At 47.8% G+C, this 21,431-nt stretch carries 19 protein-coding genes and 1 pseudogene; 11 read left to right on the top strand and 9 right to left on the bottom strand.

The window, feature by feature from the left end:
- Window positions 1-170: 170 nt before the first annotated feature.
- From D829_RS0121740 to D829_RS0121705, 8 genes are all read left to right on the top strand, one after another.
- Window positions 171-359 carry an aspartyl-phosphate phosphatase Spo0E family protein gene (locus tag D829_RS0121740; RefSeq protein WP_026081340.1) on the top strand — a complete coding sequence of 63 codons (189 nt, stop codon included), beginning with the start codon at window positions 171-173 and terminating at the stop codon, window positions 357-359.
- Between the two features lie 243 nt (window positions 360-602).
- Window positions 603-2,426, top strand: coding sequence for a sensor histidine kinase (locus D829_RS0121735; protein ID WP_017691045.1), 1,824 nt, complete (start codon window positions 603-605; stop codon window positions 2,424-2,426).
- A 5-nt stretch (window positions 2,427-2,431) separates the two neighbouring features.
- Window positions 2,432-3,199, top strand: a complete 768-nt coding sequence (locus D829_RS0121730; protein WP_017691044.1) for a response regulator — start codon at window positions 2,432-2,434, stop codon at window positions 3,197-3,199.
- Between the two features lie 103 nt (window positions 3,200-3,302).
- Window positions 3,303-4,598 (top strand): sugar ABC transporter substrate-binding protein, encoded by a 1,296-nt coding sequence (locus tag D829_RS0121725; protein ID WP_017691043.1) that lies wholly within the window; start codon window positions 3,303-3,305, stop codon window positions 4,596-4,598.
- Between the two features lie 21 nt (window positions 4,599-4,619).
- Window positions 4,620-5,330 carry a hypothetical protein gene (locus D829_RS0121720; protein WP_017691042.1) on the top strand — a complete coding sequence of 237 codons (711 nt, stop codon included), beginning with the start codon at window positions 4,620-4,622 and terminating at the stop codon, window positions 5,328-5,330.
- Between the two features lie 59 nt (window positions 5,331-5,389).
- The gene (locus tag D829_RS0121715) at window positions 5,390-6,304 is read left to right on the top strand and encodes a sugar ABC transporter permease (RefSeq protein WP_017691041.1); all 915 of its coding nucleotides are present in this window, start codon (window positions 5,390-5,392) and stop codon (window positions 6,302-6,304) included.
- Window positions 6,288-7,142, top strand: a complete 855-nt coding sequence (locus D829_RS0121710; RefSeq protein WP_017691040.1) for a carbohydrate ABC transporter permease — start codon at window positions 6,288-6,290, stop codon at window positions 7,140-7,142. Before D829_RS0121715 ends, D829_RS0121710 begins: the two co-directional genes overlap by 17 nt.
- A gap of 59 nt (window positions 7,143-7,201) precedes the next feature.
- A complete protein-coding gene (locus D829_RS0121705) occupies window positions 7,202-8,539 on the top strand; it encodes an FAD-dependent oxidoreductase (RefSeq protein WP_026081338.1) in 1,338 nt (445 codons plus the stop codon).
- 530 nt (window positions 8,540-9,069) lie between these two features.
- On the opposite strand, the gene D829_RS0121700 is transcribed toward D829_RS0121705, so the two are convergent.
- The 4 genes and pseudogenes from D829_RS0121700 to D829_RS0121685 all read right to left on the bottom strand — a co-directional run bounded on the left by D829_RS0121700 (window position 9,070) and on the right by D829_RS0121685 (window position 12,367).
- The gene (locus D829_RS0121700) at window positions 9,070-9,720 is read right to left on the bottom strand and encodes an amino acid ABC transporter permease (protein ID WP_017691038.1); all 651 of its coding nucleotides are present in this window, start codon (window positions 9,718-9,720) and stop codon (window positions 9,070-9,072) included.
- 293 nt (window positions 9,721-10,013) lie between these two features.
- Window positions 10,014-10,667, bottom strand: a pseudogene (locus tag D829_RS0121695) (amino acid ABC transporter permease); the annotation flags it as partial.
- A 101-nt stretch (window positions 10,668-10,768) separates the two neighbouring features.
- Entirely contained in the window at window positions 10,769-11,599 is an 831-nt protein-coding gene (locus D829_RS0121690) for a transporter substrate-binding domain-containing protein (protein ID WP_017691036.1), read from the bottom strand.
- Between the two features lie 39 nt (window positions 11,600-11,638).
- A complete protein-coding gene (locus D829_RS0121685; protein ID WP_017691035.1) occupies window positions 11,639-12,367 on the bottom strand; it encodes an amino acid ABC transporter ATP-binding protein in 729 nt (242 codons plus the stop codon).
- A 481-nt stretch (window positions 12,368-12,848) separates the two neighbouring features.
- On the opposite strand from D829_RS0121685, the gene D829_RS0121680 reads away from it, so the two are divergent.
- On the top strand, window positions 12,849-14,459 hold the full coding sequence (locus tag D829_RS0121680; protein ID WP_017691034.1) for a glycoside hydrolase family 28 protein: 1,611 nt from the start codon (window positions 12,849-12,851) through the stop codon (window positions 14,457-14,459).
- Between the two features lie 152 nt (window positions 14,460-14,611).
- Here D829_RS0121680 and D829_RS0121675 read toward each other — a convergent pair whose 3' ends face one another.
- Window positions 14,612-15,463: an AraC family transcriptional regulator gene (locus tag D829_RS0121675; RefSeq protein WP_017691033.1), complete on the bottom strand. Its 852-nt coding sequence runs from the start codon at window positions 15,461-15,463 to the stop codon at window positions 14,612-14,614.
- Window positions 15,464-15,720: 257 nt separating this feature from the next.
- Between D829_RS0121675 and D829_RS0121670 the strand changes: the two genes are divergently transcribed.
- Window positions 15,721-16,182 (top strand): cupin domain-containing protein, encoded by a 462-nt coding sequence (locus tag D829_RS0121670; RefSeq protein WP_017691032.1) that lies wholly within the window; start codon window positions 15,721-15,723, stop codon window positions 16,180-16,182.
- 151 nt (window positions 16,183-16,333) lie between these two features.
- On the opposite strand, the gene D829_RS0121665 is transcribed toward D829_RS0121670, so the two are convergent.
- The 3 genes from D829_RS0121665 to D829_RS0121655 all read right to left on the bottom strand — a co-directional run bounded on the left by D829_RS0121665 (window position 16,334) and on the right by D829_RS0121655 (window position 18,799).
- Window positions 16,334-17,185, bottom strand: coding sequence for a DUF4179 domain-containing protein (locus tag D829_RS0121665; protein WP_017691031.1), 852 nt, complete (start codon window positions 17,183-17,185; stop codon window positions 16,334-16,336).
- Window positions 17,182-17,700, bottom strand: coding sequence for a sigma-70 family RNA polymerase sigma factor (locus D829_RS0121660; protein WP_017691030.1), 519 nt, complete (start codon window positions 17,698-17,700; stop codon window positions 17,182-17,184). Before D829_RS0121660 ends, D829_RS0121665 begins: the two co-directional genes overlap by 4 nt.
- 271 nt (window positions 17,701-17,971) lie before the next feature.
- A complete protein-coding gene (locus D829_RS0121655) occupies window positions 17,972-18,799 on the bottom strand; it encodes an aldo/keto reductase (RefSeq protein WP_017691029.1) in 828 nt (275 codons plus the stop codon).
- Window positions 18,800-19,132: 333 nt separating this feature from the next.
- Here D829_RS0121655 and D829_RS0121650 point away from each other — a divergent pair, with 333 nt between their 5' ends.
- Window positions 19,133-20,389, top strand: coding sequence for a DUF445 domain-containing protein (locus D829_RS0121650; protein ID WP_017691028.1), 1,257 nt, complete (start codon window positions 19,133-19,135; stop codon window positions 20,387-20,389).
- 71 nt (window positions 20,390-20,460) lie between these two features.
- Here the strand turns inward: D829_RS0121650 and D829_RS0121645 are convergent.
- A partial coding sequence (locus D829_RS0121645) for an IS3 family transposase (protein WP_017691027.1) occupies window positions 20,461-21,431 on the bottom strand: 971 nt, incomplete at its 5' end.

Below are 21,431 nucleotides of genomic sequence, written 5' to 3'. Positions count from 1 at the left end.
AATACTTTTTTTCTTATTTACAATTTAATCTGTAGTTCAACATATAAGTATGAAAAAGGTTGAATTTCTTTGAAAACCTTTGTAAATAAACATTTTATTCTGCAAAGGAATATAATATGAATTTTTTGGCAATGTATCCTAAAATGTTATACAAAGAGGGGGTGCATGCTGTGAGTGAACCGATACAGATCACAGATAAAATCGAACGGAACAGGCAAGAGTTGAGTCGTTTGGCGGAGAATCATGGCATGCAGGACAACCAAGTCCTCCGACAGTCCATGGTACTGGACGAGCTTATTAATGAATATTATCGATTCAAATATAAAAGCCAACTCAGGAACAGACAACCGATTGCATAATGCAGTCGGTTTTTTTTGTCTAATTAGTGTTTTATAGAAATAGCGTAGTCGACTGTAGCGATACAGTCGGCTTTTTGGCGTTCACCCTGAAACCAATGCGGATAACTTGAAATTCCGTACCAATTCAAGGATTGGCAGGATAGCGGATGATCATTAAAACTGGATATGATGACCCCAGTTATATCCAGATTGATCTGTGAAGGGGTCTCATACAATGATCGGGAGAGGGAGGGATGAACGGAAATGATGGACAAGGTACGCATTTTTCTCGGAAAAAACGTAAACCTGCGCACCAAGTTGCTCCTGTTGTTCCTGGCGCTGACGTTGCTGCCGCTAAGTTTGCAGGGAGTGATGAACTACAAGCATTTCTCGCAGACGATGGATCGCAAGACCGAGCAGTTCACCATTGAACTGGTTCGCCAGATTAACGCCAATCTGAATCGGCTGCTGAAGGACTTTGAGCGGTTGTCGCTCTTGCCGCTTTACGATCAGATGGTGCTTGGCATTCTGGGCAAATACAACGCTTCAATGGGGTCGGGTACATGGGCGAGGTCTGAGGATTATCTGAAAATGAAGCTTTACACATCTGGTCAAGCTTATGACCGGCCCGAGATCCGGGGAATTCATCTGATCAGCAACAGCGGCATCCTGTTCTCCAATCTCGATTCGCTGGCGGTCAAGCCGGTATGGGACAGCAGGCAGGATGATTGGTTTGCAGAGCTTGAAGACTCGGAAGGGACATGGCGCCTGCTTCCTCCGCATGACCCCGGCTATTACATGGGCGGTCAGCAAGAATCGTATATATCGGTGGCCAGAGTGCTGCGTGATCCGGGTACGCTCCAGCGATTGGGTTACATTCTGATTGACATCCGTCTGGAGGCCTTCGGCCAACTGTTATCCAATCTGAATTATGAGCAAGATGCAAGTCTGATGATTGTAGACAGCAAGCAGCGTCTTCTGTTCGAGCGGACCTCGACCGGAGGAATGTCTGCGTACGACCAGTTGCTAATGCATGGACAGATTCAAAGCTATGCAGGAAACCAAAAAGTTGTTCTGGATGGGCAGCCCTATCTCTATGTACAACATCATTCCAGCTATTCCGGGCTTTCGGTGATCAGTCTTACACCTATTGCCGTGATTCAAAAGGAGTCGGGTGAGATGCTCACCTTCACAATATGGTTCGCAGTGTTATGTATGGCGGGTATAGCGATTCTGGCGGTTCTGTTATCCTATCGTATCACCCGGCCACTGATTCGACTGAAGCACCACATGATTCGGGTGGAGCAGGGAGATTTTAGCCAGCGTGTATCACACTTCAGCAGTGATGAATTCGGACAGATGAGCCGGGGCTTTAACCGAATGATGGAAGAGATTCATCGACTGTTCAATGAGGTGTTTCTGCTGGGCATTCAAGAGCGGGAGGCAGAGTTATCAGCGTTGCAAAGCCAGATGAATCCCCATTTTATATACAACACGCTGGAATCCATTAACATGATGGCCATTCGCCAGAAGCACGCAGAGGTGTCGGACATGGTAACGGCACTTGGCAAGCTGCTGCGCTATACGATTGATAAGGTGGACCGGATGGTTCCGCTTGGGGAAGAACTTGCTTTTGTACAATCCTATGTACGCATTCAGCAGGTACGTTACGACGGCAAGTTAGAGATTATCTATGACATCGAAGAAGCAATAACGGAGTATTTGATTCCCAAGCTGGTACTACAACCGCTGGTGGAGAATGCAGTCTACCATGGCATTGAAGGGCAGGAAAATGGAGGAGTAATCTGGGTATCTGCCTTGAAATTCGACCACGAGCTACTGATTAGTGTACGAGACAACGGTAAGGGTATGGCTCAGACAAAGATTGACGAGTTAAATGAGTCCATATCAAAACAGCCTTCCAATGAGGCATTACGTTGCCATGCCGGGGACAGTCTGGGGCTTAACAATATCGCCCAGAGGCTTCGCCTCATGTATGGAGAAGGCGGCAGCCTAAGCATTGATGGAAGTCCCGGGCAGGGCCTGGCGGTCACGATATCCATTCAACTTCTACCGAAAGGGGATTGAAGCGCATGTATAAAGTATTGCTTGTAGAGGATGAGACGGTCATCCGTCAGGGACTGAGGGAGCTGATCGTACAAGTATCTTCTCAGTTTCAGGTAACGGGCGAAGCGTCGAACGGTACCGAGGCGCTGGATTTTCTGAGAAGTGAGGTGCCGGACGTGTTAATCACGGATATCCGCATGCGTGAAATGGACGGATTAACTTTGGTAAGCAAAGCAAGAGACATGTACCCTGAATTGCTAATGCTCATCATTAGCGGCTACGGCGAGTTTGAATATGCACGCAGAGCTATGGAGTTTGGGGTGTTGAACTACCTGTTGAAGCCAATCGATCGTTATGAACTGGCATTATGCATACAAAAGATTCAAATGCTGCTGGATCGCAGATACGGTATTTCAACCCTTTCTACCCCTGAGCCATCTGGGAAAACAGAACACGCTGGTGGAGATACACGGAAGATCATCCGAGATGTGAAGGAGCACATCAAGCAACATCCCGATGGAGATCTGCGACTTCAGACGATAGCAGATCTCGTTAACTTGAACCCTACTTATTTAAGCCAGTTGTTCAAGAACGAAATAGGCATCAATTATTCCGAATACATCACGGAGGCACGTATGGAGCGGGCCAAGTGGTTGCTGATCAACACAGGTCTCAAAATCTATGATGTGGCACGGTTATCCGGGCATCAGAGCCCCAAACACTTCATGCTGGTGTTCAAGCAGCAGGTGGGATGGACCGCAGGAGAATATCGAGACCGATTCAGTATCTCTTGAAAAACCATACCATTTCTGTAGTTGACGTGATTTAAGGGGGAGCGATGCTTTCGTTATACTTTGGTTGCACATGTATACCACGACGTCCATAAGGGGGATTTCCATGAAAAAAGCAGGACTGATACTGGTGTTTATACTCATGATGATGGCTTCAATCGCGTGCACAAGCTCCGATTCCGGCAGTGAATCTGGCAGTTCAAGCGGAGAGAACGGAGAGGTCGAGCTGAAGTTCATGATGTGGGGCAATCAGGCTCATATGGATGTGTACAACAAGTTGATCGATGACTTCACGAAGGAAAATCCAGGCATCAAAGTAACGATGGAATCCGTACCTTTCGCAGAATACCAGCAAAAAATTTCGGTGCTTGCCGCCGGAGGCTCTCTTCCCGATCTCGCCTGGGTATCGGAGCGAATGGTGCCGCAATTCAAGTCCAACCACATTCTGGCCGATGTATCCGAGTTCAAGGGTGATGCACAGTTTAAGCTGGATGATTATATTCCAAGTACATTGGATTTGTTCCGTGATGGCGATCAACTGCTGGGACTACCTTTTTCTACACCTCCGGTGGTCATGTTTTACAATAAAACGCTGTTCGACCAAGCCGGCCTGACTTATCCAAACACACTTGCCACCCAAGGACAATGGACATGGGAACAGTTCGAAGAGTCCGCCAAAGCCATTACCAGCAAGGATGCAACCAACCGGATCTATGGTGCCAACTTTTTTCGCGACTGGAAGACCTGGGCGGTGCTTTCTTCCTACTCCTGGTCCAATGGAAGCGGTCCATTCGACGAAGGCATGACAACGTTCACCTGGAACGATGCCTATGGCGTACAGACCTTTGAATTGCTGGAACGCATGATGTTCACCGATGAATCACACCCGAAGGCGGGCGAACAGGTCAGCTTCGATGCGGGCAATGTGGGCATGTTTTTTGATAATTACAGCTATGTTTCCAAAGCAAGGGAGATTACGGATTTTGAATGGAGCATCGCTCCTATGCCTTCCGGTTCTCAAGGCAGTGTGCCGATGCTGGGGCAGGCCGGATATGCCATGTTCAACGACAGCAAACATCCAGAGGAAACGAAGAAGCTGTTGAAGTATTTTGCCAGTGAGCAGGGGATTCAGGCGACAGCCACCTATTTTGTGCCTCCGCGTACTTCTGTTCTGAACTCAGAGGCATTCATTCTTCAGCCGAACAACCCAAGCAAAGAGCATATCGTGCAGGCCGTCATTGATGAAATGCCAAAAGCGCGCTTAATTCCCGGTCATATCCGTTGGCAGGATATCGACAATGCGGTATTGCAGGGATTTGACCGACTGTTTGCAAAGACAGCGACAGCTGAGGATAACCTGAAACAAATGCAGGAAGAGATCCAAAGTGTGTTACAACCCTAAATCATTTGATCGAAACCGGAGGTGAGAACGATAGGCAAATTCAAAGAATTACTTGAGCGGAAACCGCTGTCGCTGGTGGTCAGCCTGCCTGAGAATGATATTGGTTTGGCTCGGGTAGCCATGGAAGAGGGCGCTGATGCACTGAAGGTACATTATAATGTCGGTCATCGCGCCAGCGGGAATCATTTTGGTCCATTGGACATGTACGCCGAGGTGTTTCGGGCGATCCGCAGTGAGTTTGGTGGTCCGCTTGGGGTCGTACCTTCTGGCAGTATTGATGGAGCACAAAGGGAGGATGTGGAGGTGCTTTCCGGGCTGGGTTTTGACTTCTATTCCATCTATGCACATCACTTGCCATCTTTCATGCTGAGTGACTTGGGGCTGGACCCAACGTTTGCGATCAATGAGGAATATGATGCTTCCCTCGTAACATCGGCAGCGCACTTCGGCTTCACCGCTCTGGAGGCATCCATTGTACCTGGAAAAGAATATGGTACACCGCTAAGCTTCGCGGATGTGCTTAAGTATCGCCGTCTGGTCTTGCAAGCCCAGATACCGGTATTGGTTCCTTCCCAGCGAAAGCTGGTGCCGGAGGATGTTCGAGTGCTGCGCGATACCGGAGTAAAGGCGATCATGCTTGGGGCGGTCGTGACAGGCAACACGGAGGAGCAGTTGCGAAGGGCTGTGAATGAGTTCCGCAATGCGGTGGACAGCCTGAACCGTCCGGACTAATACAGAATCATCGCAGAGTTCAGCTTCGGAGGAAATTTGATTAAAAGGGGGAGGCCTGATTGACCCATCTACGCAAGCGCAAAAGAGGGGGGCCGCTCGCCAGAGAGGCCCAGATCGCGGGTTGGCTGTTTGTATCGCCAATGGTGCTTGGGTTTACCCTGCTGCTGTTATTTCCCATGGGTCTCGCGTTATACATGAGTCTAACCGATTGGCCGCTGCTGGGGGATCATCATTTTATTGGATTGGATAATTACCGGAATATTATGACAGACGCCATGTTCTGGAAAGTGCTTGCCAATACGGTCTATTTCACAGCGGGGCTGGTGCCGCTTAATATTGTGCTCGCCCTGCTGCTTGCGTTGCTGCTGTCCAGAAATCTGCGGGGCATCGGAATTTTCCGAACCGCCATCTTTGTTCCGGTCATGACTTCGCTAATCGTATGGGCCATCGTGTGGAAGCTGATGTATGCGACAGAGTCTGGATTGATTAATCAGCTTCTGTTGATGCTGGGTATTAAGGGTCCGGCCTGGCTTTACAATCCGGATTTGGCAATGCCAGCGGTTATCGTGACAAGTGTGCTGAAAAATGTCGGTCTGAATATGGTGCTGTTCATTGCAGCGATTCAGCAGGTACCGCGTTCACTGTACGAAGCAGCAACATTAGACGGGGCGGGCAAGAGGGGAACCTTCTTTCACGTCACGCTGCCTATGATCACGCCAACCGTGTTTTTGACCGTAGTCATGACCGTGATTGGTTCACTCAAAGTATTCGGGCAGATCTATGTGATGACACAGGGCGGGCCGAGCAACAGCACGAAGGTATTGGTTTATTATATCTGGGAAAAAGCATTCAAATTATTTCAGTTTGGCTACGCTTCTGCTCTCGCATATGTACTGTTCTTTATCGTGCTAATTCTGACGCTGCTGCAATGGCAGCTCCGAAAGAGGTGGGTATTCAATGAAGGCGATGCCTAGTCCTTCGGGGCGGAAGATAGGAAGTACTCTAGGGACGTATTTGTTGCTGACCCTGATTTCCCTCATTATGATTGTGCCATTTATCTGGATGATATCGACATCATTCAAGGAACCCCAGAGCATATTCACCTATCCACCGCAGTGGATACCGGAACCATTTCGATTTCAGAACTACATCGATGTCTTTCGATTGATTCCGTTTCACCGTTTTTATTGGAACAGTATCTACATTTCTGCGTTGGTTGTGCTAGGAACAGTATTTTTTGCCTCTCTCGCCGGTTACGCATTCGCCAAAATTCCGTTTAAGGGACGTAATGTGGTATTTCTCATCCTGCTGAGTGCGATGATGATTCCCCATGAGGTGACGGCGATACCGATGTTTCTGTTCATGCGACAACTGGGGTGGATTGATACCCATCTTCCGCTTATATTATTGCCGATCTTTGGTGCGGGGGGCGTATTTGGCATCTTTGTGATGCGGCAGTTCTTCATTACGGTGCCAACGGAGCTGGAGGAAGCGGCGATGATTGACGGCTGCAACCGATTCCGAATTTATGCTCGAATTATGCTGCCCATTGCCAAGCCCGGTATGGCTACGCTGACAATCTTTACGTTTGTGACGATCTGGAATGAGTTTTTTGATCCGTTGATCTTCATTAACTCGCGTGATCTAATGACGCTGCCGCTTGGATTATCCCTGTTCACAGATGAAGTGGGTACAGCCTGGCAATATCTGATGAGCGCCACCGTCATGGCGACCTTGCCACTGCTTATTGTCTTTTTTCTGGCACAACGGCGCTTCATTGAGGGGGTTGCCATGACGGGACTGAAAGAGTAAGCCGTGTAATACGTGCAATAGAACGGAAGGAGGGACAACATTTGCGTGAACGGATGAGCATGAAAAAGGAAGAAGCAGATGTCGTTATTGTGGGAGGGGGCCCTGCGGGTATAGCGGCAGCTATTGCGGCTGGACGGCAGGGTATACGAACAGTGCTGGTGGAGCGATATGGATTCGTTGGCGGGATGTCAACCGCTGCCATGGTCTATCCCTGGATGACTTTTCACACGGAGCGTGGTGAGCAGGTTATTAAGGGCATTGCACAGGAGATCGTGGATCGATTGCAGGCCTGCGGAGGCTCCCCCGGGCATCTGCGTGATACGGTTGGATTTGTACATACTGTCACGCCGTACCATCCAGCCATCTTTCAGGTGGTTGCGGCAGAGATGTTGCAGGAAGCTGGTGTCCGGCTGTTATTGCACAGCTTCGTGGATGAAGTGGTCGTTGCAGAGGATCGGGTGGAAGCGGTGCGAGTGACAAACAAGTCTGGACGAATGGAGTTTCAGGCGAACGTATTCGTGGATGCAAGCGGGGATGCGGATCTGGCTTATCTTGGGGGTGCTTCTGTGGCAAAGGGACGAGACGGAGACCATCAGTCACAGCCGATGACCATGAAATTCCGCATGCGTGGTGTGGATCTTGGACGAGTGAAGAAATACATGCAGGAGCACCCGGAAGATTTTTATGCCAAGACCCCCTTCTCGGAGCTGGACAGCATTCCGTTAACTGGCGTGAGCGGCTTCTATTCCCAATGGAAAAAAGCGGGTGTGCCGATTAATCGCGATCAGGTGTTGTTTTTTACTGGGCCGGCGGAGGATGAAGTGCTGATTAATTGTACCCGGGTGCAGGGGCTTGATGCCACAGATGCAGAGGATCTGACCTCTGCTGAACAGGAAGGTCGGAAGCAGGTGCTGATGATTGCTGAGTTTTTGCAGCGTGATGTGCCTGGATTCGAACGGGCTTCGATCTCGGCAGTAGCGCCGCAGATTGGTATTCGTGAATCGAGACGGATCATTGGGCATTATGCGTTGACCAAGGCTGATGTGGTTGCAGGACGAAAGTTCGACGATGTAATTGCCAGAAGTGGTTATCCGATTGATATTCATGACCCTTCGGGTCAAGGCGTTGTTGCTGCCTTTATAGAGGGAGATGGGGCGTACGATATTCCGTATCGTTGTCTGATCTCTCGCAATATACGCAACCTGCTGGCGGCAGGACGCTGCATCTCCACCACACATGAGGCGCATGCAACGACAAGGTTGACTCCAAGCTGTATGGCTACCGGGGAGGCGGCAGGGACAGCGGCTGCACTAACAGTGAAGATGATGCTGGACCCGGTGGAACTGCCGATCGCGCTGTTACAGGCGGAATTACGTCGCAACGGAGCAGCGATCTAGCGGATGAGCTGATTGTGGACGAATTGGGCGAATCTGGCGAATCTGGTGAATCATTAATAGTGGGAGTGGGTGTTTATTTAATTCGCGGTGGCGTAAGTTTTAACGAACCTGAGACGTCTAATTCGGGGATATGAGCTGAAACGAAAAATGTAACGAATCTCAGTGAAGTTATTTTACTCAAAACCCTGAAATAGGGGGTAAAAGCGGGGTGAATCGGAAAAATAGAGCGTCTACGATTCGTTAGATTAGATACTATCTCAAAAATAGCTAAATAAGCTTCCCTCGGTTCGTTAGAAATTGGTGGGAAGCTCGTGAATTGATGAGCATAATTTTAGCCCCAAAGACTCCAAATCGACTGCATAGGTGGGTTTGGAGCCTTTGGGGCGCTTTCTTTCTTTTCATCCATGTGGTTCTTTCCTTCATCTCTATTCCTTCATGCCTATTCCTTCACATCTGATCAATCACGAGGTTTCGGTTCTTTCATGTTCCTTCATGTTTAGTATTCTTCCATACCTTATTTCCTTCGGTTATCAATTCATGCGTGCCTCAAGTCGCCTTGCGACAATGGACAGCGCGTAGTTGATGACAAAATACAATACGGCTGCGAGCAGCAGGGCCGGGATAATGTAATCGAAACTTTGACCGCCAAGGATCTGCACGTTGTGCATCAGCTCCGGCAGAGAGATGATGATTGCCAGTGAAGTATCCTTCAGGAGTGAGATGAACTGGCTGACCATCGGTGGGGACATGCGGCGTAGCGCCTGTGGCATGATGATGCCACCGAGAGTCTGCATGTAGCTCAGGCCCGAGGAGCGGGCAGCTTCCACCTGACCGCGCTCAACGGACTTCAGACCGCTACGGACGATCTCGGCGATCATCGCGCCTTCAAACAGACTCAGTCCAACAACTGTGGACCAGAAGACGGACATTTTAATCCCGAGCTGTGGAAGTACCATGTGGATGAAGAAAATGATGAGCAGCAGCGGCAGATTCCGGATCGTATCCACGATCACTGCCACGATCTGTGACAGAACAGGGATACGGGTAAACCGGATCGTACCCAGCACAGTGCCGAGCACAAAGCTGAATATAATGGATAGCCCTGCTACCTGCAGGGTAATCAGGAATCCTTGAAGCAGGAAACGAAGGTTGGGCCACGCATAGGCCCCGCTAAAGTCCATATTTTATTAGCCTCCTTCTGTATGCAGGAATGGAATATCGAAGATCAATAGATGGGGCATGGACTTGTGTATAAAGCAACTCAAGCACCGTAGCAGTGAATTACAATATGCACTGTGACATGATCACCAATGCCAGTAAAACACAGACGATCCAGTACTCATTTAAACCACATGGACAAGCCGATATATCTCCCTAAAAATCTGCGGAGGTACAAGTCGATCAGTTACATGGTGACCTGACCTGCCGGTTTGTTCTTTTTCGGTTTGCCCTTGGTGCTGCGTGCTTCTGCATCGCTCTGTCCAAACCTGCGCTCCATATAATGCACCAGGAAGCTGAGTGGTAGTGTCAGCACCAGATAGAACAGCGCAACAATGGTGTACACACTTAGCGGTTGGAACGTATCCGAGTTAACCAGGTCGGCAAAATACATAAGATCCATGCCGGCGACAACGGCAAGAATGGATGAGTTTTTGACCAAATTGATGAACTGGTTGCCGATGGACGGCAATACAATCTTGATGGCCTGGGGCAGAATGATCAGGTTCATGGCCTGTACATAGGACAAGCCTGAAGACCTTGCTGCTTCGAGTTGTCCACGCGGCACGGTCTGAATGCCCGCTCGGATCGCTTCGGCAATGAAAGCGGCGGTGTAGATGGTCAGACCCAGAGTACCGGAAACAAATCCATCCAGCGAGATGCCTAGTGCAGGCAGTCCAAGATAGAAGAAAAATACAACCAGCAGCAATGGGATGTTTCGGATAAATTCCACAAAAGCCGTGCCGATCCAGTTCAGCGGTTTCACAGGGGATATCCGAAAGATAGCCAGGATCGCACCAAGGATAAAGCTGCCAATGAGAGCCATAATGCCCACTTGAATAGTATTCAGGAATCCTTCCAGAAAACGATCCGAGTGTCGCATCAGTACGCTGAAATCCAATGTGCCCATATAGGCGAAGCCTCCGTTCTCCAGATGTAGAAACGGCGATTACATCTGCTCATGCTTCGCATCCAGCAGATGAATTCGCCGCTTACCTATCTTAATTCGGGTTACTCGGGCTTGGAGCCCAGCCATTTCTCATGTAATGTGTCATATTCCCCGCTGTCTTTCATGCTTTTGAGCAGCGTGTTGACTTCCTCCACGAAGGCAGTGTCGCCTTTGCGAATGGCCATACCATAAGGTTCGCTTGTGAAATTACCACCAACTAATTGGAAGCTGTTATCCGTCTGTTGCATGCCGATGAGGATGATGTTATCTGTGGTCAACGCTTCGCCTTTACCTGCTTTGAGAGCAGTGAATGCATCCTGATAGTTATCGAATTCAAGCACCTCAGCATCCGGGGCTTTCTCGCGAATGTTCTGAGCGGATGTGGAGCCTTTCACCGCGAGCACTTTCACCCCGCTGAGGCTTTCCAGGCCGGTAATCGCACTGTCGTTTTTCACCAGCAGAGACTGGCCTGCCTCGAAATAAACATCACTGAAATCTACCTGTTCCTTACGCTCATCCGTAATTGTCATTGTGGCGATGATGATGTCGATGTCTCCATTTTGCAGCATGGGAATACGCGTCTTGGAAGTGACCTCTTTCAGTTCGACCTTAGTCTCATCTCCAAGGATCTGTTTGGCGAGTGCCTTGGCGATGTCAATATCGAACCCTTCAACGTTGCCACTTGCGGGATCTTTCAAGCCAAACAGCTTCGTATCATATTTCACACCGGCGATGAGCTTGCCGCGTTCCTTAATCCGCTCAATCGTGCCTTTCGCCTCGGCGTCACCACCACCGCTCGCTGAAGGTGTATCTGTACCTGTACTACAACCTGACAATACAAGGGAGAGAATGAGGACAAGCATAAATGATGGCCATTTCAATAATTTCTTCATGAATAAAGACCCCTTTCAAAATGGAATAGTGGATTATTCTCAATGATGAATCAGACGGCTCAGGAATTGCTGTGCTCGTTCTTCTCTGGGGTTGTCAAAAAATTCGGCAGCGTTGGCCTCTTCTACAATTCGGCCTTCGTCCATGAAGATGACCCGGTCCGCAACTTCGCGGGCGAATCCCATCTCATGGGTAACGACGACCATGGTCATGCCATTATGGGCAAGGGAGCGCATAACATCGAGGACTTCCCCGATCATCTCGGGATCGAGAGCAGAGGTAGGTTCGTCAAAAAGCATGATTTTGGGCTCCATGGCAAGTCCTCTGGCGATAGCTACCCGTTGTTGCTGTCCACCGGACAACTGGGAGGGATAACTGTCTGCTTTGTCGGCAATGCCCACCCGGGTCAGATACTTCATTGCTGTTGCGGATGCCTGTTCTTTGGGTTGTTTGCGCACCTTCATGGGTGCAAGGTTAATGTTATCGATGACTTTTTTGTGAGGATAAAGATTGAAGTGTTGAAATACCATGCCGATGTCACGGCGGAAGAGGTTAATGTCCACCTTTTTCTGATGTAGAGGAATCCCACTGACGACAAGTTCACCTTCGGTAATGGTCTCCAGGCGGTTAATACAGCGGAGTAACGTGCTTTTGCCGGAGCCGGAAGGTCCGATAATGACGACGACCTCTCCTTCTTCAATGTGAAGATGGATATCCTTGAGGACATGAAAATGACCGAAATGCTTCTGGACACCTCTAAATTCAATCAAGAGTACACCCCATCCTTTCTGCAACGTCTGTGTGTAAAAGGAATAATAAGGAATAAATTGAAACTAGTTATTTAATCATACATAGTCATCCTGCTTATGGCAATTGGTTTGTGATAAAACATGACATAAGTAATAGGTTTTCTAGGGCTATAGCCAGTGATTGTGTTATATATCTGTCATATTATTAAATGCCTTGTGACGAATCCTGACAGAAAAATGAAACTATTCTCCTAGTTGTTTTCCAACCTTTGGAATAGTTGTATAGAGTATACTGAAAGTGATGTTTGATTTATGACTTTGAATTATAAAAACAAATAGCATCAAGTTCCACGTGTACATGGCAAAAAAGCTTAACCTTGCACTTCTTGCCATTGATATGATGGAGCGAGAGAGTGCCCGTCTGAGAAGAAACGAAGTAGATCGTAGCTAAATGTTGATCTCATAACAATTCCATTACAGGTAGAGAGGATGATTCTGCACGATGAATACATATCACTCCCCAATGTCGAGAGCAAGTGCCCAGTCCGATGTTCGAGCTTATGAAGCCAATTTGCCTGTCATTCCTGTACAGGATTTTCAGCTTACAGACTATGGAGCTGTTGGAGACGGCGTAACAGATAATACGGAGATGTTTCGACTTGCCATCGCTTCATGTGCTGAAGCAGGAGGTGGGAGAATCATAATTCCTGCCGGGGTGTGGCTCACAGGTCCGATTGTAATGCGCAGCCGTATTGAACTACATGTGGAAGAAGGGGCGCTGGTTACATTTAGCCGAGATTTTGATCACTACCCTTTAATTGCATCAAGCTTCGAAGGCTGGCAGGTGGTACGTTGCCAATCCCCGATCGATGGAGATGAACTGGAGGATATTGCGATTACTGGTGAGGGGATATGGGATGGTGGAGGGGAAGCCTGGCGTCCGGTGAAACGCTCCAAAATGACCACTTCACAATGGAAACGATTGGTCGCTTCCGGTGGTGTTGTAGAGCAATCCGGCGGAGATGAAGAAATCTGGTGGCCTACCACAGCTGCACTTGAAGGCGGCACCATTGCGAATCGATTGCATCAGGAGCAGGTACGTGATGTCGCTGCCTATGAAGAAGTCAGAGACTTTTTACGTCCCAACATGGTCAGTTTACGGAGATGCAAACGGGTACTGCTGGACGGTCCAACGTTCCAGAACTCGCCTGCATGGAATCTGCACCCCTGGGCATCTGAGCATGTCACCATTCGTAACGTGAGTGTGCGGAATCCGTGGTTTTCTCAGAATGGAGATGGGCTGGACATTGAATCCTGCCGTCATGTGGTGGTGGAGAAGAGTGTATTCGATGTCGGTGATGATGCGATCTGTCTGAAATCAGGCAAAGACGCCGAAGGCCGGGAACTTGGCCTGCCATCGGAGTACATCACCATTCGGGATTGCACGGTGTATCACGGTCATGGCGGGTTTGTCATTGGCAGTGAAATGTCCGGTGGTGTGCGGCATGTGCGTGTGTCGGATTGTACATTTATCGGCACGGACATTGGACTTCGCTTCAAAAGCGCACGTGGGCGCGGCGGAGTGGTTGAGGACATTCAGATTGAGCGCATATATATGAAAGATATCATTATGGAAGCGATCTCGTTTTCCTTTTTCTATGCAAATCAGGAAGGGTCTGCCCGGGGCAGTGATCTATCTCAGGAGATTAGCGAAGAGACGCCAGTGTTCCGGGATATTCGAATATCGGATGTGGTCTGTGCCGGTGCCGACACTGCGTTGCTTGTGAGTGGATTGCCGGAACAGCCTTTGGATGGGGTGATCATCCAGCGTTACAATGTGCAAGCTCGCAGTGGTATCCAATGTGCTCATGCGAAACATCTGCATATCGCTGAATTGCAGGCGCAGATCACCGAAGGTCCGTTGATTCATTTGCACCAGTGTAAAGGGGCAGAATTAGAAAGTATTCAGGGCAAAGGTGCAGATGGGCGACTTCTGATGGTGACTGGACACGAGTCCGCAGGCATTGTATGTCGTGAAGGCGATGCAGACACAGACGGTCGTCAGATCTCTGTGGGTCCCGAGGTACGAAGTGGTGTGATCATTCGCAGGTAAAAGGTATGTAATAGGGTTTATACAAGTTGGTCCAATTCAGCCGTAGTGGTGCAGCCATAGATCCAGTAATCGTGATGCCTTTTGATATAAGGAGTACGTAATCTCTGGAGCGAGGCTACCCACTCGGCTTCTATATGAAGTTATCTGATGATCTACCGGTGTTCCTTGCGATAGCGCAGCGGTGTTGTACCGGTAACCTGTTTGAATGTTTTGTTAAAATGAGCCGTATGCTCAAATCCTACCTTTTCAGCGATCATCTGGACACGCTCTTGTGTGGACAGTAATCTTCGTTGAGCCTCCCGGACACGAACAACACGCAAATATTCGCTAAATCGAAACCCGGTAAACCGGCTGAACATTCGGCTCAGATAGGATGGACTGATATAAAAACGATTGGCTGCACCCTCCAGCGTAAGTGGTTCGGTATAGTTTTTATTCACATAAGTGACAATTTCACTGATTTTGTCCTGCATCGGATGCAAGGGACCGGGGCATGACTGCCGGATGTTCTCCTCTACCCGATGAATACGGATCAAAAGTTGGGCAAGCAGACTTCTTACGGCGATCTCATAGTGAGGGCGTCGCTCTTTGCATTCTTGCAGCATCTGCCACAATATACGCTCCATCTCGGGCTGTTCCGCTTCAGGCAGGCGAAGGAGTCTTGAACAATTAAAAGGCAGCAGACCACATATGCCAAGTTCCATCCCCGTTGCAAAAGCAGGCGAAAAACCGATTAATATCCGTTCGAAGCCGGGAATACTTCCTTTGGAAGTGGTATGTACATCGTGTGGATTAATCAGAATAAAATCACCCTTGCGGGCGGACAGTATCTGACCATTCATGGAATACACTCGTTCACCTTCAAGTAAGTAATACAGTTCGTAGAATGGATGAGCGTGAGGTTGTGGCATACCATTTCCATCATGTCTTCGCATATGTTCAATGGTAAATGAATGTTCACCGATTCGGTATTTGGGTCCAATCCGATCCTCTATGAGACTCATGGTACAGCTCCCCTCTGCTTCACGGATTAACAACGATATCCATATCATAACGGAACATCCATCTTTTTGTAAACGCTATCATCGGAAATGAAATATTTCTTTAATCATATCGTTAAATACCGAGAGAACGAATCTGGCATGACCCATATGTGCTGTCAAGGTGACAAAACTTGAATGATGTTTTAGAGTAGGGGGAGAGAGGCGAAACTCTGGTTAAGGAGTGTCTCCAATATGATTTGGAAGGAAGGAAACAGGTTATGACGACACATGAATTATCGCCATTGGTTGCTGCGCTCAATATGCAACCTCACGTTGAAGGCGGTTGGTATAAGGAAGAATGGAAGGCATCTTATCAGATTCCACAATCCGTTCTGCCGGATACATACTCCGGCCCACGCTTCTCGGCAAGTTCCACGTATTTCCTGCTACACGCACATGAAATCTCCGAGTGGCATACGGTTCTGTCCGATGAACTTTGGCTGTGGCACAGCGGCAGTCCAGTTGAACTGAAGCTGGGCGGCAACGGGGAGAACCCGGAGAACGAGGAAGTTCTTGTTCTGGGGATGGATATTGCTGCGGGGCAATCACCACAGGTGCTCGTTCCTGCCGGCGTATGGCAGACAGCACGCCCGCTGGGCGATGAGCCTGTACTGGTAACTTGCGTAGTAGCGCCAGGTTTCCACTTTGATGATTTCAAGCTGGTATCCAAAAGCGAATAGGTTTTGATATGTGAAAATCCCGATCGGAGATGCTCAGGGCATCCGAATCGGGATTTTTTTGGATTTAGCATATTAAATATGCTGAGGTCTATACCCAGTTCAGGGGTGTAGGATTCCCTTTTGTCTCAGTATCACTTTTGGCAATAACTGATCACTGTGGATTCTCGTTACTCATCCAGCTGTCCATATAGAAGTCTCCGGCATAAGACGGCTGCTCTGAAATTTCCTTGAGCTTAAGCTCAGCTTCTTCGGCAGTATCATAGGCTCCGATGACAGCAGTGAATTTACCAGTGGACGTTTTCAGATATGAGATATCTTCTTCAGGATATGACTCTGCCAAGTGACCCATCCATTCTCCTGCAGGCATCTCTTCTGTACGAAGAGAGAATACCTCTCGAGGTGGCACAGGTTTACCGTCTGAAGTGAGTTTTATCTCCATAGATCCAGGATTCTCATATTCGGTCACTGAATACTGTACACCTTCTTTTAACTCAACAACGAAACGGATGGCTGAGTCATCCAAAATAATATTACGATACACATCCTTCACCAAAGGTTGCGTTAGGAAATTTTTTTCAATCTGGGCAAAATCGATGAAACGGATGCCTTGGAAGGTGAAAATAAGACGGTTAGGTGCTTCTTTGTGTTCTACTTTATAAGATGGGACATGGGCAACGGATTCACCTTCATCTATACCGAAATTGATTTTAAGCGTATTTTCGGTTGTCTCCGTGCCAATGGTGACTCCATCTGTAACTTTGCCTCCATCGCCAAATTGCAACACCTGAACAATAGAGCCGACCACAGGTATTTTGGACATGGCGTTTGCTACGGAAGGGATGTTCACGACAAAGACAAAAGCAACACATGCCGCTATGACTGAAGCATAGCGAATCATTCGAGATGAACTTTTGCGAGCAGTGGCTCTTTTCTGTGCATGATGAATAACATCATTAAGTTGAGCAGGGATTTCAATATTTTCGTAACGATCTTTTCCTGTCATACGTTCTCAACCTCTCCTTCAATCAAATAAAATTTTAATTTTTTGATAATACGATAGAATTTGGACTTAACTGTATTTTCCGGTATGGAGAGCACTTCAGCCATCTCTCGAAAAGGCAGATTCACAAAGAATTTTAAGATGATATAGGCTCTTTCCTCGGGGATAAGCCGGTCCAGTGCGTTATATAGATCCATTTTTTCCTCCAGCGACGCCCCTCGCTCTGGAGCCACCAACTCCTGCACATGATCCTCCATATAGGTCACTCGCTGGTTGCGTCGTATATGATCTATCGCTGTGTTAATCACAATTCGTGACATCCAGGAATCAAAATACGTCATGGACTCCATCTTTCCATAAGCGATGAACCCTTTATAGACCGCTTCGGATACGATATCCAGCGCTTCTTGTTCATTTTTAACATAGCAGTATGCCAGTCGATATAATTTATTTTGAATCTCTGTTATTTTTTCGCTGAACTGTTCTTCTTTTGTCTTTCTATGGTTCAGTCTAATCACTCCTGATCCCCCCTGATCAACCTAAATATTCAAGTCACCGCTCGTTCCAGGCCTGGATTCTATATAAGTGCTTGAGTTCGCTTGACACTCGTTAGACTGATGAGGAGACAAAATAGTTCTAAACGGTCAAAAAAACTTTTTTTCAGCCCTGAATAGGATAGCGTGCCTCGCCTCCATTCTTAACAACGAATAGACTGCCTATAACATTACATACCAAAACACCCGCTCTTCTAAGATCGAAGGCGGGTGTAATCGAATTAATCTGCTTATATTAAAAGTTAAAGTTGTCTGGATCAGAACCAAAGCGTTTGTTCTCGTTCAGTCCGTTAATCTGCTCTACTTCTTCCGAAGTTAACTCGAAATCGTAGAGATCGGTGTTCGCGTAAATACGCTCAGGGGTGACCGATTTGGGTATGGTCACGATGCCGTTCTGCAGATCCCAGCGCAGAATCACTTGTGCGGGGGACTTGCTGTATTTGGCGGCGATGTCTTGAAGCAACGGATGATCCATCAGATGACCTTGTCCGAGCGGAGACCAGGCTTCGATCTGAATCTGATGTTTGTTGCAGTACTCACGAAGCTCTGACTGAATCAGTAGTGGGTGAAGCTCCACCTGATTAACTGCTGGTTTGATCGTGGCATCGATCATCAAGTCTTCCAGATGGTGAATCTGGAAGTTGCTCACACCAATCGCCCGGATGCGTCCTTCTTTATGGAGTTTCTCCAGTGCTCTCCATGTATCTTTGTACTTGCCCTTAACCGGCCAGTGGATAAGATAGAGATCCAGATACTCCAGTTCGAGTCGTTCCATGCTGGCTTCGAAGGCAGCTAGCGTGGATTCATACCCCTGATCGCTATTCCATACTTTAGTGGTAATGAACAGATCCTCCCGAGCTACTCCAGATTCACGAATACCCTGAGCGACACCTGTTTCGTTGTTATACGCTTTGGCTGTGTCGATGCTGCGATAACCAGCTTGAATGGCTGTTTTGACAGCATGAACGACTTCGTCTCCGTCTTTAACTTTGAATACCCCAAAACCCAGCCATGGCATTTTGACTCCGTTATAGAGCGTGGTTGTGTCCTGCACGTGTTTCATGGTTCGAAATTCCTCCTCTTATTGATTCATTGTTCCACTATGTAATTACCCTGCTGTTCAGCAGCCAATCGATATCGAAGGGCCGTCTTGAATGATTATACTAAAATCTGCCTGGTCTTGGAAAAGGGAGTGATCCATTTTACGAAGTAAACGCCGCTATTATCCTTTTTCTTCAACCAGAGGTTTGGTTTTGACGCTTGTGGGTGATAAGATGAAGTATACGAAATATGGAAGTCAAGACTTTGTGATTGGAGAGTTTACATAAGAACAGACGAAGTACGGAATCGGGTACAGACCAGACCGTACGACTAACGATAAAGGAGCAAGAATACAATGGCTAAACCTAAACAAACCAAAAAAGCAGCTGCCTGGTCTCTCGTAGTGATGGGAGCAGGATTTGCTGCATCCTTGCCGTTCCAGGGCGTTCCCGTGGGCAAGTTGCTGGTAGGATCATTTGAAGCGGGACTCGTAGGTGGACTTGCCGACTGGTTCGCAGTTACCGCACTATTCCGTCACCCGCTCGGCATTCCAATTCCGCATACGGCATTGCTGCCGAAAAATCGCGATAAAATGACGGAAGGTCTGGTCTCCGCAGTAGAGAATAACTTGCTCAACAAAGACAGCATTACCGAGAAAATTGCAGATTTCAAAGCAGCAGAGACGGTGCTCGATACGTTGACCCGTGAGCTTCACAGTGACGGGATCAAGATCATGATTGATACGCTCTGCAAACGAATTCTGGCTGGTCTGCCGTTAGAGCAGATTGCTCCACTCGTAGCACGTGAGATCAAGTCACAAGCGGGCGCCTTTGATCTGGGTCCGATTCTGGAACGGGCTGCCCACCAGATGACAGAGCGGGGGTACGACGCCAAAGCGCTGGACTATGGACTGAAGCAAGCCGAGGAGTGGCTGGTTAAACCCGAGACGGTGATGTTTTTGGGTGAGAGCGGCATGAAAGCCATCAGCGGCATTCAGATGAACGGATTGATGCAGTTTGCGATGAATGCGTTCCTGGGTTATATGAACGAGGAGCGTCTGGGTGGCATTTTACAAGGATATCTCTTCGATCGGGTAGAGGATATGAAACGTGAAGGCAGCGCTCTAAGGTACAAGGTGCTTGATATGGTACGTACCCAGACGGTGCGTCTGGCAATGAGCGAGGCTATGCAAGATGGAATCAACAGTTGGAAGAACAATATGCTGGAGGGCTGGAACGCAGAGGAAACGGTGCTGAACAAACTCACCGAACTGAGAGACAAGGCGCTCGCCGCAATGGAAGATGGACAGTATGTAGATACGTATGCACTGCCTGCCATTGAGCGGGTATTGGTTGATCTGCGGGCGGATGACGAGTTGATGACAGGCATGAATGCCAAGATTGTGGATGGCGTCACAACACTGCTGGAGAAAAACCATTCCAAAATCGGTAAACTGGTACGCGAAAATGTGGACAAAATGGACAATGCCACTTTGGTTTCGATGATTGAGGATAAGGTTGGACAGGATCTGCAATGGATTCGGATCAACGGAGCTGTTACCGGATTTGTTATCGGGATTGCGCTGACTGCGCTGCAGATGGCATTGGCATAAAAGTAATGTATGTAAAAAAGGGCCGCTCTTACATAAAGTGTACCCTTTGTAAAGGACATTTTGAAAAAGAACTAGGCAACTTGTTGAAGCTGCTGTCTGTATTTTACAGGCGGCAGCTTTTTCAAATTCCATTGCCCTCGATAATGATTGTAGTACGTCATATAACTCTTAATTTCTCGTTTTACTTCTTCTAATGTTTCGCATTCTTTGATATTCGTTTCATCCTTAAAATGCCCAAAGAATGATTCTTGGGGGGCGTTATCCCAACAATTGCCTCGACGTGACATGGATTGTCTTAATCCCATTTTCTTCACTACGGATTGGAATTGTGGATTCGTATAATGAAAGCCTTGATCGGAATGGATTAAGGCATCTTTGGCTAAATGGCGATGCTTCTGTAATTTACGAAGCGTGTTTAGCGCAATTCCTATACTTAACGAAGAAGAAACTTCATACGCTAAAATTTCATTCGTCTGTGCGTCTTTAATCGTCGATAAATACGCACGTTTATTGCCTTTGTACGTTAAATAGGTGATGTCGGTTAATAACACCTTTCCCGCCTCGCCTGGCTTAAAATTGCGCTTTAATTCGTTTGGACATGTGCGATGTTCTTTCGTTGCTTTTGCCATTCTACGGGCCGGATTAGCCTTTCGAATGGGACAGATGATTTCAAATTTCTTCATAATACGGCGGATACGCTTTAAGTTGTACGTCATCTTGTATTGATTTTCTAATGTCATTTTGATTTGGCGTGCTCCTTTTTTTCGTCCACGAAAATGATACGCCTTTAAAATCATTTCCTTTATAATCTCATCTGTTTTGGCTTTAGCTACGCGCTTTTGCACTGATTTTCCAGAGAAGTAATTGTAATATCCGGAACGTGATACTTCCATAACATCGCATAGATATCTGACCAACCGCTTCAATTTATACGTTCTGATCGTCCGATAAATGAGTTCAAACTTCAGCTCTACAGCCACTTTTATTTCTTTTTCAACATCCTGCCTTTCGAGTAGATCGAGCTTTTTTAGCAGTTCATTTT

Origin of the sequence: Paenibacillus sp. PAMC 26794, from assembly GCF_000316035.1 — a bacterium.
In the GTDB taxonomy this organism is placed as follows: domain Bacteria; phylum Bacillota; class Bacilli; order Paenibacillales; family Paenibacillaceae; genus Paenibacillus.
Note: the sequence above shows the minus strand (reverse complement) of the source record. Positions and strands in the feature narration are given on the sequence as shown.